This window comes from Streptomyces kryoterrae, assembly GCF_054072135.1.
This window is the reverse complement of sequence record NZ_CM133358.1, coordinates 9,006,182-9,018,432: the sequence shown is the minus strand read 5'-3', so window position 1 is coordinate 9,018,432 and position 12,251 is coordinate 9,006,182. Positions and strand designations below refer to the sequence as shown.

The 12,251-nt window shown below is 70.6% G+C and carries 11 protein-coding genes; 8 read left to right on the top strand and 3 right to left on the bottom strand.

Annotated features, from left to right (window positions below):
* Position 1: 1 nt before the first annotated feature.
* From wecB to ACW4TU_RS40100, 7 genes are all read left to right on the top strand, one after another.
* Positions 2-1,135: a non-hydrolyzing UDP-N-acetylglucosamine 2-epimerase gene (gene wecB, locus ACW4TU_RS40130; RefSeq protein ID WP_457421621.1), complete on the top strand. Its 1,134-nt coding sequence runs from the start codon at positions 2-4 to the stop codon at positions 1,133-1,135.
* A 51-nt stretch (positions 1,136-1,186) separates the two neighbouring features.
* Entirely contained in the window at positions 1,187-2,080 is an 894-nt protein-coding gene (locus tag ACW4TU_RS40125) for a YveK family protein (protein ID WP_457421619.1), read from the top strand.
* The gene (locus ACW4TU_RS40120) at positions 2,043-3,596 is read left to right on the top strand and encodes a lipopolysaccharide biosynthesis protein (protein ID WP_457421617.1); all 1,554 of its coding nucleotides are present in this window, start codon (positions 2,043-2,045) and stop codon (positions 3,594-3,596) included. Before ACW4TU_RS40125 ends, ACW4TU_RS40120 begins: the two co-directional genes overlap by 38 nt.
* Before the next feature lie 5 nt (positions 3,597-3,601).
* Positions 3,602-4,750 carry a hypothetical protein gene (locus ACW4TU_RS40115; protein ID WP_457421615.1) on the top strand — a complete coding sequence of 383 codons (1,149 nt, stop codon included), beginning with the start codon at positions 3,602-3,604 and terminating at the stop codon, positions 4,748-4,750.
* An 8-nt stretch (positions 4,751-4,758) separates the two neighbouring features.
* On the top strand, positions 4,759-5,544 hold the full coding sequence (locus ACW4TU_RS40110) for a glycosyltransferase family 2 protein (protein ID WP_457421613.1): 786 nt from the start codon (positions 4,759-4,761) through the stop codon (positions 5,542-5,544).
* Between the two features lie 85 nt (positions 5,545-5,629).
* Entirely contained in the window at positions 5,630-6,307 is a 678-nt protein-coding gene (locus tag ACW4TU_RS40105; RefSeq protein WP_457421611.1) for a class I SAM-dependent methyltransferase, read from the top strand.
* Positions 6,301-7,284: a class I SAM-dependent methyltransferase gene (locus ACW4TU_RS40100; protein ID WP_457421609.1), complete on the top strand. Its 984-nt coding sequence runs from the start codon at positions 6,301-6,303 to the stop codon at positions 7,282-7,284. Before ACW4TU_RS40105 ends, ACW4TU_RS40100 begins: the two co-directional genes overlap by 7 nt.
* A 98-nt stretch (positions 7,285-7,382) precedes the next feature.
* On the opposite strand, the gene ACW4TU_RS40095 is transcribed toward ACW4TU_RS40100, so the two are convergent.
* Complete coding sequence (locus tag ACW4TU_RS40095; protein WP_457421607.1) at positions 7,383-8,282, bottom strand: glycosyltransferase family 2 protein; 900 nt, start codon at positions 8,280-8,282, stop codon at positions 7,383-7,385.
* Complete coding sequence (locus ACW4TU_RS40090; protein ID WP_457421605.1) at positions 8,279-10,318, bottom strand: O-antigen ligase family protein; 2,040 nt, start codon at positions 10,316-10,318, stop codon at positions 8,279-8,281. The genes ACW4TU_RS40095 and ACW4TU_RS40090 overlap by 4 nt, the downstream gene beginning before the upstream one ends.
* Positions 10,319-10,443: 125 nt before the next feature.
* Between ACW4TU_RS40090 and ACW4TU_RS40085 the strand changes: the two genes are divergently transcribed.
* Positions 10,444-11,115 carry a hypothetical protein gene (locus ACW4TU_RS40085; RefSeq protein WP_457421603.1) on the top strand — a complete coding sequence of 224 codons (672 nt, stop codon included), beginning with the start codon at positions 10,444-10,446 and terminating at the stop codon, positions 11,113-11,115.
* 41 nt (positions 11,116-11,156) lie between these two features.
* On the opposite strand, the gene ACW4TU_RS40080 is transcribed toward ACW4TU_RS40085, so the two are convergent.
* On the bottom strand, positions 11,157-12,203 hold the full coding sequence (locus ACW4TU_RS40080) for a glycosyltransferase family 2 protein (protein WP_457421601.1): 1,047 nt from the start codon (positions 12,201-12,203) through the stop codon (positions 11,157-11,159).
* Positions 12,204-12,251 lie beyond the last annotated feature (48 nt).

Here is a 12,251-nt window from a genome sequence, read left to right as displayed (position 1 = left end):
CATGACGCGAGTCGTCTGCGTCGCCGGGGCGCGCCCCAACTACATGAAGATCAAACCGGTGATGGACGCCCTGGAAAGCCGGGGCGCCGAGGTGATCCTCGTCCACACCGGCCAGCACTACGACCCGGCCATGAACGACGTGTTCTTCGCCGACCTCGGCATCCGGCCGCCCGACCGCTTCCTCGGGGTCGGCTCCGGCAGCCACGCCGAGCAGACCGGACGCGTGATGACCGCGTTCGAACCGCTCCTCGACGAGGTGTCCCCGGACATCGTCGTGGTGGTCGGCGACATCAACTCCACCCTGGCCTGCGCCCTGGTCACCGCGAAGGCCGGGCCGCTGCTGGCCCACGTCGAGGCCGGTCTGCGCAGCCGCGACTGGAGCATGCCGGAGGAGGTCAACCGCGTCGCCACCGACCGGGTCAGCGACTATCTGCTGGCCCCGTCGCCCGACGCCGTCGACAACCTGCGCGCGGAGGGGTACCGGGACGACCAGATCCACCTGGTCGGCAACGTCATGATCGACACTTTGCTGGCCAACCTGGAGCGGGCCAGGGCCTCGGACGTTCTCGACCGGTACGGCCTGTCCAAGGGCGAGTACGGCCTGGTCACCCTGCACCGTCCCGCCAACGTGGACGACCCGGAGGTCCTGGCCGCGCTGCTGAAGGCCCTGGGCGAGATCGCCGGCCGCTGCCCGCTCCTGCTGCCCGTGCACCCGCGCGCCTCGCAGCGGCTGGCCGAGATCGGCGTCCCCGGGGGCATCCGGCTCGTACCGCCCGCCGGATACCTGGACTTCATCGCCCTGCAGGACTCCGCCCGCATCGTGCTGACGGACTCCGGTGGCATCCAGGAGGAGACCACCGCGCTGGGCGTGCCGTGTGTGACCCTGCGGGACAACACCGAGCGGCCCATCACCGTCGAACAGGGCACCAATGTGCTGGCCGGCCGGGATCCGGCGCGGATCGTGTCCACCGTGAACCGGGTACTGGACGCTCCGCCCGCACCGCGCAGGCCCGACCTGTGGGACGGCCGCGCGAGCGACCGGATCGCCGATGTGCTGCTGGAGGGGGGCACCGCGAGCACCCGGCAGAGACCGACCGACCAGCCGGGAGCCAGGGACCGCACGTTCCCCATATGATCCGCTTGAAACACATGCTCGTAGAACATTTGGCCGCAATGGGGGACCGCCATGGATCTCGCTGAGATCTTCCGTGTCACGCGCAGGCGCTGGTACGTCCTGTTGCCCGGACTGCTGCTGACCGCCGGTCTGGTGGCCGCCGTGGTGATGCTGGTTCCGGTCACCTATCAGTCGCAGAGCACGGTGCAACTTCTCAACTCGCAGAAGGCCACCGTGGCCTACGGCGGCAACCCCTTCCTCAGCACGCAGACCTCGCTCACCGGCATGGCCGACAGTCTGGCCCGTAACCTCAACTCGGACAGTTCCGTCCGGGAGCTCAAGTCCCGTGGTGCCACGGGTACGTTCGAGGCCAAGATCGCCGACAACGCGCAGGGGCCGCTCATGTGGCTCACGGTCACCGGCACCGACAGGGACTCGGTCCTGGCCTCGGACCGCATTCTGACCGCGTATGCGGGGGACCGGCTGAAGCAGTTCCAGGAACAGCAGTCGGTCGAGCCGCAGGCCATGATCCGGCTGTGGCCGATCGTGAACCCGCAGCCGCCGGTGGCGCAGACCAAGACCAGGCTCGAGTACATGATCATGGCCGGCGGTATGGGCCTGGTGCTGAGCCTGATCGCCGTCTTCTACGTGGAGGCGCGCCGCCGGACGCACCCGGTGGCGAACCCGGAGGAAGTCGCACAGCAGGCCGCGCAGCCGGTCGACGCCCCCGAGGCGGCGCCGGCGGCCGAGTCCCGCGCGACCGCCCCCCGGCCGGCGGCCGAGGAGTCGGTCGCGGAACAGACGATCGCTCTGCGCACCCCGCCCGCCTGGGCGCGGTCCGCCAACAGGCCTGCCGCGGAGCCGAGAGCGGGGCGGGCCGCCACGGTCGTGGCACCCGCCGCCGAGCCGCTCGACGAGGAGTCGACTCATGGACAGCGTTCGCACACCGGACAGCGGGACCGCTGAACCCAGCGACACCCCCGCTCCGCCCGCTGCCCCCTCCCTGGGCGGGAAGGTCCGTTCGGCTGCCCGCTGGAGCCTGATCAACACCGTCGTCATGCGGCTGGGCAACTTCGCGACCGGCATCCTGCTGGCGCGCTTCGCCCTCGGACCGGCGGAGTGGGGTGTCTACGGCATCGCCCAGACGGTGCTGCTGGTCCTGCTGTCCGCGAACGAGCTGGGCGTGGGCCTGGCCATCGTGCGCTGGGAGGGCGACGCCCGGCGGTTCGCACCGACCGTACTGACCCTCAGCGCCCTCTCCAGCGGCCTGCTGTACGTGGCGCTGTTCGCGGCGGCGCCGACGGTGGCGGGCCTGCTCGGCTCGCCGGACGCCGCGGGCGTACTGCGGGTGATGTGCCTGTGTGTGGTGATCGACGGGGTGGCGCAGGTGCCGGCCGGTTTCCTCACCCGGGAGTTCGCCCAGGGCAAGCGGATGATCGTCGACGCCCTCAACTTCGTGGTCAGCACCTCGGTGACGCTGCTGCTGGCCTTCGAGGGCTGGGGCGCGATGAGCTTCGCCTGGGGAGCCGTGGCGGGGAACGTCGTGACGCTGTTCGGCTGCTGGCTGGCGGCGCCGGGCACCCTGAAGTTCGGCTGGGACCCCGATCAGGCCCGGGCGCTGCTCAGGTTCGGACTGCCGCTGGCGGGGGCGAGCATGCTGGCCCTGGCGGTGGTCAACGTCGACACCATGGTGGTGGGCGCGACGCTGGGCAATGTGTCGCTGGGCTTCTACGTGCTCGCCTTCAACATGTCGGGCTGGCCCGTGCGGATCATCTCCGAGGCCGCCCGCCGGGTCTCCTTCGCCGGCTTCTCCCGCCTGGCCGACTCACCGCAGGCGCTCGCCCAGGGCTTCAGCCGGGCCCTGGGTGTGGTGATCACCGGCACCGTCCCGCTGTGCGTCCTGCTGGCCTGTCTCGCGGAGCCGGCCATCGTGACGATCTACGGAGACCGGTGGGGCCCCGCCGCCGCGGCACTGCCCTGGCTGATGGTTCTCGGCCTGATCCGCATCGGCAGCGAACTCGCCTACGACTGTCTGGTCGCGATCGGCCAGCGCCGCTCGCTCTTCCTGGTGCAGGGCCTGTGGCTCGCGGCCCTGGTCCCGGTGCTGCTCGTCGCCGCCCGTATGAACGGCATCGTCGGGGTCTCGCAGGCCCATGTCCTGGTCGCCGGCGGCCTGGTGGTGCCCGTGTTCCTGGTCGCCCTCAGCCGTGGTGGCATCGGCTTCGGCCGGATCGCCAGGGCCTGCTCGTGGCCCTTCATGGGCGGGGCCGTGATGGCCGCGATCGTCCTCGGCCTGCAGCGGCTGTTCGGCGACGGCCGGCTCGCGCTTCTCGCCATCAGCACGATCGCCCTGGCCGGCTACACGCTGTGCGTACTGCCCAGCCGTGACTTCCTGCGCGGTGTCGACCGCGGCGACCGGCCCCACCACGGCCGGCACCGGTCCTCCGCATCGGTCCGGCCTCCCCAAGAGGACATGAGGTGAACCCGATGTCACGGCGCATCAGCCGGAACTCGCTCGTGGGACTGCTGCTCGCGGCGCTGCTGGCGGTCCTCGGCGCGGCCTGCTCGGGATCGGGATCGGACCGGTCCCTGTCGCAGGACTGCCAGGACGACGGGCCGACCTGCCGTACGAGCGGGGCCCCGGCGTCACCGAGCCCGGATCCGTCGGCCAGTGTCGGCGAGGCGACGAGCAGCCCCACCGCGTCGCCGTCCCCGACGAAGAAGCCCACCCCGACCACCAGGCCCACTCCGTCCCGGAAACCGACCGCGACGCCAGGCACCGGCAAGGCGTCCGGCGCCCCGGCGGCCAGGACCGACTGCGCCTCGCCCGGCGACTGCGGCTTCCCCGACGCCGACACCACCGGACCGCGGACCGCCCTCAAGCCCCACAGGACCGGGTACTGGGCCGTCCGTACCAACGGGCTCGTCATCCGGGGCCAGGACATCACCGGCACGCTCGACATCTACGCGAACAACGTCACCGTCATCGACACCAGGATCACGTCGGACAGCTGGTGGGGCATCAACCTGCGCCCCGGATTCAGCGGCCTGAAGGTCCTGCACTCCACCATCACGGCCGTGCCCGGCAAGGGGCCGGACAACGGGGGCGTGGACTACGCGGTGTCGAACATGGGGGTCAGCTCCATCGAGGTCGGCTGGTGCGACGTCTCGGTGTACGGCGACGCCCTGTCCATGGGGCAGGGGAACCTGCACGACAACTACGTGCACGACATCGAGCCGTTCATCAACCTGGGCGGCGAGTGGCAGCACACCAACACGGTGATCAGCGGCGGCGGCAACACCGGCCACCTGATCATCCGCCACAACACCCTGCTGAACCCGACCAGCCTCAAGCAGGGTGCCTCGGGCAGCATCGGCCTGTTCGCGGACACCGGCGTGGTCCGCAACGTCACCGTGGACGACAACTGGATCGCCGGCGGCGCGTACGCCCTGTACGGCGGTGACACGGGCGCCACCGGGATCAGGGTCACCGACAACATCTTCTCGACGGAGTACCACCCCGGCTCCGGCGGCTACGGCGTGGTCGCCCACTGGAACGCGGGCGGCGCCGGAAACATGTGGCGGAACAACCGGATGTCCGACGGCCGCCTCGTCCAGCCCGAGCCGTCGTCGTGAGCGGCGTCATGCGCCGTGTCGCACGGGCGCCCTGGACACTCCTCAAGGCGCTGTTCGGCTGGCTGGTGCTCTTCGAGGCCAGGAACAAGGTCCTGCTGGCACCCACCGCGGTGCGGCTGCGCCGGATCGAGAACGCCGAGACCCGACGGCTGGGCGCCGGCCTGCCGGCGCCGCCCTCGGCGCTCGTCGCCACGGTGATCGCCACCCACCGACGACCGGAGGCGCTGCGAGCCGCGGTGCGCTCGGCTCTGGACCAGACCATGCGCGACCAGGTCGTGATCGTGGTCGACGACGGCGCCGGACTGCCCGAACTCCCTGACGATCCAAGGCTGTTCGCCGTCTCGCTGGCTCACAACACCGGCGTGGCGGGGGTCGTGCGCAACGTGGGCATCCGCCTCAGCCGGTCGCGGTACGTGGCGTTCCTGGACGACGACAACCTGTGGGAACCCGACCATCTGGAACGGACGCTGGCGGTCCTGGAGTCCCCCGACGGGCCCGACGGCGTCTACACGGCGCTGCGCCGCGTCCTGGCCGACGGAAGCGAGCGGGACGTCCTTTCGGTGCCCTACGACCGGCGCCGGGCCGCCCGCGAATCCTTCCTGGACACCAACGCCTTCGTCGGCCGCCGCAATCGCTCCCTGCGCTTCAGCCGTCTGCGCCGGACACCGGAGGTGATGCCCCGGGAGGACTGGGAGCTGATCCACCGGTACGCCCGTAGGCACCGGGTGCTCCATGTGCCGCACCCCACCGTCCGCTATCTGGTGAACCCGGCCAGCTTCTACACCCGGTGGTGACGTCCGGATGAAGCCGCCCTGCTCCTCCGACCGTTGCTCCTCCCCCGCTGCTCCCCTCCCGTTCCGAACACAGGTGGTTGATCCCATGCCCCGCTCCCGCGCCCTCAGGAACAAGTTCGTCGACGCACCCGGCTCACTGGGCGAACGTATGCGCGTCGCCCGCTGGGAGCGGTTTCGACGGTGCTTCCCCGGCATCGAGAACATGAGCGTCGTGGACCTGGGCGGGACGGCCGACATGTGGCTGCGCGCACCCCTGCGCGCCAAGCACGTCCACCTGATCAACCTGGCGGAGCATCCCGCCGAACTCCCCGACTGGATCACCGCGGAGGTCGCCGACGTCACCGACGAGGCGGTCGCCGCCGAGCTGAGCGCCAAGGGCGGCTACGACCTGGTGTTCTCCAACTCGACCATCGAGCACGTGGGCGGCCACAGCCAGCGCCGGAAGTTCGTCTCGGCCGTCGAGTCACTGGCGCCGCTGCACTGGATCCAGACGCCGTACCGGTACTTCCCCGTCGAGCCCCACTTCGTGGCGCCCGGCTTCCAGTTCCTGCCGCTCGCCGCCAGGGCGCGTCTCGTACGCCGCTGGCCGCTTGTCCACAGCCGCCCCGACAGCCCGGAGTCGGCGATGGACGCGGTGATCAACATCGAGCTGCTGACCCGCACCGAAATGCGCTATCTGTTCCCTGGTTCGGTGCTCCTCAGCGAGCGGGTGCTCGGTGCCCCGAAGTCACTCATAGCCGTCAGAACGGAGCCCGTATGCTGAACAACCTGGTCAACAGACATGACGCGGACCGGTTACTGCGCAAGGTTCGGCGATGGGAACTCGACCCGGTGCTGGCCAAGTTACGGGTGCGGGGCGGTGCGCGAGTGGTCCAGCACTGGTCCCAGGTGGACCCGTCGCTGACCGAGTGGTGGGCGATACCGGCGGTCGTCAAACGCTGGAACCTGCTGATGACCGGCGACCCCGACACCTCCTTTCCCGAGTACGTGGCCGCCGAGCACTTCGCGCCGCGCACCGGTCTGCGCGGCCTGTCGCTGGGGTGCGGCACCGGCGGCAACGAACTGCTCTGGGCGAAGACCGGCGCGTTCGGCCTCCTGGAGGGCGTGGACGTGGCGCAGCAGCGGATCGACTTCGCCACCCGCGCCGCCGCCGAGCACGGCCTCTCCGACGTCCTGCGCTTCCGGGTCAGTGACGTCAACCGGATGGCCGGCGACGGGGAACGCTTCGACGTACTGCTCGGCCTGCAGTCGCTGCACCATTTCGACGACCTCGACGAGACCCTGCCCCGGCTCTCCCAACTGATCGAACCCGGTGGGACGTTCGTGGTCGACGAGTTCGTCGGCCCCACCCGGTTCCAGTGGACCGACGGCCAACTGGAGGCGGCGAACGACCTCCTGGCCCGGCTGCCCGAGGAGCGTCGGCGCCTGGCCGACGGCCGGACCAAACACCGTGTCGTGCGGCCCAGCAGGCTGTCGATGGTGCTGGACGACCCCTCGGAGGCGGTCGACGCGGCGGCGCTGCTGCCGGGCCTGCGGCGCGAGTTCGACGTCGTCGAGGAACGGCCGTACGGGGGTACGGTGCTGCACATCGCGTTCTCGGGGATCGCGCACAACTTCCTTGACCAGGAGCCTGCGACGCTGGCGCTGCTGGAACGGTGCTTTGCTTTGGAGGACGCGGTCCTCCCCGACGTGGGGCACGATTTCGTTGCCATGGTGTGCCGGCCACGGAGTACTGGCTGAGGGGGTACCGCTATCTGTTGTCGGCCTTCTGCGGCGCCGTCGTGGCTTGTCGCGCAGTTCCCCGCGCCCCTATAGGGCGCCCCTGTGGACGCTCGCTGTTATGGGCCCGGCGTGTTGCGCAGGGCGCCCGGTCGGGCCAGCGCGGCTGCCGCCGCGCGGGCGGCCGGGCGGCCCAGCGCCGCCCGCGAGGTCTCCCGGAGCAGGACCGCCGTACGGAAGGCCGCTGTGGGCAGGGCACCGTGGCGTTGGCGGTACAGGCGGACGCGGTTGAGGGTGAGCAGGGTCCACAGGCGGGGTGACACCTGGGAGTCGCCGCCCAGGTGAACGGCCTCGGCTGTGGGCTCCAACTGGGTGGCGTAGCCGCGGTCGCGGGCGCGCAGGCAGTACTCGGTCTCCTCCGAGTAGAGGAAGAAGGACTCGTCCCACAGGCCGCAAGCGGCCAGGCAGTCCGCCGAGATGGCCATGAGCGCGCCGGTCGCCCAGTCCGCGCGCGTGGGCCGCCGGTACGCGGCGGGGTCGGTGACCAGCTCGCTCAGGCGCGGGAACCGTCCGGCCCTGGTGTTCCCGATGAGGGCTTCGCCGAGCGCCCGGGTCACACTCGACTCGCGGCGCAGCGAGCGGTGGGGTGTGTCGCTGCCCTCTTCGTACAGAAGGGGTACGGCGATGCCGACACCTTCGCCGAGACTGTCGACGAGGCGTTTGGCGCAGCCCTCCCGCATCCGGATGTCGGGGTTGCAGATGAGGACGGTCCCGTACTCACCGGCCGCACCCAGCGCCGCGTTGACCCCGGCCGCGTACCCGGCGTTGCGGCCGGTCTGGACGACGGTGGCGTCGGGGGCCAGTGTCCGGAGAACCTCGACGGTGTCGTCGGCGGAGTCGTTGTCGGCGACGACGAGGCGCCAGTCGAGGCCGGCCATGCCGTCGGGAAGCGCGGCGAGGAACCCGGGAAGCACCGAGGCACTGTTCCAGGTGACGACGATGACGGCGACGGGGCTCATCGGGACTCCACGAGTTGGGGGAGCTCGGCTTCGGATGCCTCAGGGAGAGCTGGGGCCTTCGCGGTTGCCTCGGCCTCGGCCGCCTCGCGGCGGATGAAGCCGAGGTAGCTGCCGCCGGCCCCCAGGGTCAGGAAGAACATCCCGGCGTACATGGGGAAGCTGAGCGCGTCGAAGGTGGCGCTGATGACCAGGGCGACCAGCGCCGAGGCGAGGAACGCCTGCCCGAGTTCCCGGTCCGACTCGGTGCGGGCGAGCCGGCGGATGGCGCCGCCGGTGTGTATCCCGGTGACGAACAGGGCGAGCAGCGCGATCAGCCCCACGATGCCCATCTCGGCGAGGGTCAGCATGTACTGGTTGTCGGTGAAGAAGTACAGGTCGGGGGTGAAGGTGCCGAACCCCCTTCCGAACCAGGGGTGTTCGTCGAGATAGGGGACAATCGCGCTGTACTTCACGGTGCGCGCCTGGGTGCTGCTGTCGGAACCGGCGAAAAAGGTGGCGAACAGGTTGGTGATGGTTCCGATCAGCCCGGGAATGATCACCTTGAAGCCGGCCACCGAGGCCACCACGATGCCGATCGCGGCCCAGCGACGCTCCGGCTTCCAGCGGGGCACCATCACCAGGATCACGATGGCGGCGCCGATGATCGACGTCCTGGACACCGTCAGCGGAAGCGCACCCGCCATGATCGCCACCGGGGCCCAGCGGCGCAGCGCGCCGGCGTGACGGCGTACCGGATCGAACGCCTGGTGGACGGCGAAGGGAACGAGGATGGCCAGCATCCCGCCGAACTCCAGCGGATGCGCCGTGGTGGAGCGCGGCCGGGTGAACGAGCCGCGGTCCATGGCACTGATCCCGGCGGTGCTCGACTGCAGACCGGGGATGTGGATGGAGTCGGCGATGTTGGTCGCCGCGAAGAAGTCGTAGTAGCCGATCAGGGCGACCACCGTGCCCAGGACGACGAGCCGGCGCATCAGGGTCTCCAGCCTGCCGCGATCCTGGATGCCGGCCGAGGTCAGCACCACCAGCGCCACCCACACGCCGAGCCCGATGAGCCCCCGGTCGGCTCCGAGGACCTCCTCGTGCGAGCTGTCGCGGCTCGCGTCCGCGAGGTACGACAGCAGCACCGCCACGGCGAGCAGGCACATCGCCACGCGCGGCAGCCTGGTGCCCTCGGCGGGACGGATACGGCCGCCGAGCCAGGTCGCGAGGTACCAGAGAAGCCCCAGCAGTGCGAAGACGTTGGCCGGGGTGCCGACGCCGCCCAGCGCGGGCAGGGTCAGGTTGGACGGGACGAAGAAGGCCAGCGCCAGATAGCCGGTGAGGATCGTCGTGGCGTCCAGCCTCCGCACCAGCAGGCCCCTGGGCTCCCGCTCGGGCGGCTGGGCGCGATGGCGCCTGGGCACGTATCCGGCCGTGGCGCGTCCCCGGCGGCGGACCACCGCGACACCCTCGGCCAGGATGGACAGCAGGAACGCGCTGACGATCCCGACGATGAGGACGGACGCGATGTTCTGGTACCGGGCCTTCGACTGTGAGACCGGTGTCTGCGGCAGCACGACCGGTGCGGCCTGCACGGAGTACTTCGCCGGCACCTTGGAGGCGGCCTGCAGGGCCTTCAGCTGCTCCCCGGTGAACTTGGTGAGGATGGTGGTCTCCCGCAGCACCTTCGCCCGGTCGGTGCCGGTGACGCTCAGGGTGAGCAGCGGGCTGTCGGCCTCCGGCGCGAACCCGGCCGTGTACCGGTCGGTGACCCCGCGGGAGTGCAGTTCCTTGGCCGAGTCGCTCGACTGGAGGGTCCTGATCAGTACGTCGGCCGTGACGACCAGTGAACCGCCCGCGTTCGATATGGGGTTGCCGAAGGTCGGCGCCAGATCGGCGACCGCGGTGGAGTCGAGGAGCGTGACGGAACTCTGCGACTCGTAGGACACCGGGATCGTCCGGTACAGATAGCCGCCCGCGAAAAGGCTGAGCAGGGTGAGGGGCACCATGAAGTACCAACGCCTGCACATGATCGCCCAGATGTCGCCAAGGCTCATGTTTTCTCCCCCCGGCCCGGTGCCGCGTGACCGGACGTCCGGGCTCTGGCACAGCATAGGCCCCGTGATCTGGTGGCGATCTGCCCCCGCGCCTGCGAGGATCGGTGCCGACGGAAGGAATCCCCGTGTCGCCCCGTGACGTCGCCGAAGCGCTGCTCCGCCGCTGGTACGTGCTTGTGCTCGCGCTCCTGCTGACGGCCGTCGGCGCCTACCCGGTGATCCGCCCCGCTCCGCGGTATGTGAGTTCGGCGGTGGTCGTCCTCAAGCCGCCGGTGACGGGGAACCAGCCGAACCAGCTGACGAATCTGCAACCGCCGCTCGCCACGCTTTCGTACGGCGTCATCCAGCAGCTCGAATCGCCTGCCGGGCGCAGGGAGCTGAGTTCCGCGGGCGTCCACGGGACGTACCAGTTGATCCCGCGCAACAGCGGCACCAGCGCTACGCCCGCCTATCTGATCCCGTCGCTGCAGATCCAGGCGCGGGCGTCCGACCCGGTCGAGGCCGACACGGCGGTCCGCAGGATCATCGACGTGTACTCGGGGCATGTGGCGGACGTCCAGGAGGCGCAGGGGATCTCGGCGGCGGCGCGCATCAACGCCTCCGTCCTGGTCGCCCCGAGCGCCGCCCAGGTGCTGGGCACCAAGAGCCGCGCGGTGGCCGGTACGGCACTGCTGGGCGTCACCGCCGCGCTCCTGAGCGCGCTGTGGTTCGACCGGTACGCACTGCGCCGCAGGAGCAGGAAGGACGCCTCGCCGGACCCGCGCCGCCGCGCGAGTACGGTACCCGTGGCCAACTGAGCCGGGCACCGTCACCGCGTACTGAACGGAGCGTTCGCGCATCAGATGCCGCGGCGCTTCCAGGACTGCCACCACAGCCACTCCCGCCCGCGATCGACCACTGCCGACCACACCAGCGGCTGGAGGTACGGCATCAGCCCGGCACCGACGCGCTGGCGCCGGTACAGCGCCTGGTACTCGGGAAGGGCGGTGAAACCGGGGCGGCACTCCGCGGCGAAGGCGACGAGGTCGTCGACCGGGACGATGTCGGTGCGCCCCCGGTCGTAGGCGCGGTACGCGCGCCGCAGGGCATAGCGGGCGAGCCGGGTGTGCACCGTGTCGGCCAGCCGCTCGGCCTGCGGGAGCTGGTCGGCGCATTTGGCGAGGACGGAGTCGAAGGCGACGAGGCGTTGGCGGAGGTCGTCGAGCTGGCCGCCGAAGTCGGTGGTGGACATGTTGTTGCCGTGGACGCGGTAGAAGGCCTGGTCGGCGCCGCGTATGTAGCCGACGTCGGCGCGGGCGGCGAGCCGCATCCACATCTCGATGTCGCCGGCGTGCGGAAGTTCGGGGTCGTAGCCGCCCACCTCGCGCTGCAGGCTGGTGCGGACGACGACCTCGGGCGAGGTGATGCAGCCGGTGCCTTCGCGGAACCGGCGCTCCAGCCACCAGTGCCCGGGATAGACGACCGAACCGGTGCTCTGCGTACGGGCCTTGGGCAGCGGGCCGCCGTGCTGGAAGCGCAGGGGACGGCCGTAGGCGAACCCCGCCTCGGGATGGGCGTCCAGCAGGGCGGCGGCGCGCACCAGGGCGCCGGGGACCAGCCGGTCGTCGGCGGAGAGGAGCGCGACGTAGTCACCGTCGGCCCACTCGAGGAGGCCCTCGTTGTAGGTGGCGATGTGTCCCTTGTTGCTTTCGTGGACGCGGACCTGGATGCGTGGGTCGGCGGCGGCCAGCTTGAGAGCGGTCTCCGCCGAGTCGTCGGGGGAGGCGTCGTCGATGATGAGTACCCGGACGTCAACGCCGTCCTGCTCGTCCAGGACACTGCTCACGCAGTCGGCGAGGAAATGGCCGTACTTGTAGCAGGGGATGACAACACTGACGGTACTCATCTGTTGGGGAAGCCAATCCCCGGCGGTGGCCTCCCGCGAGTGTGCGGG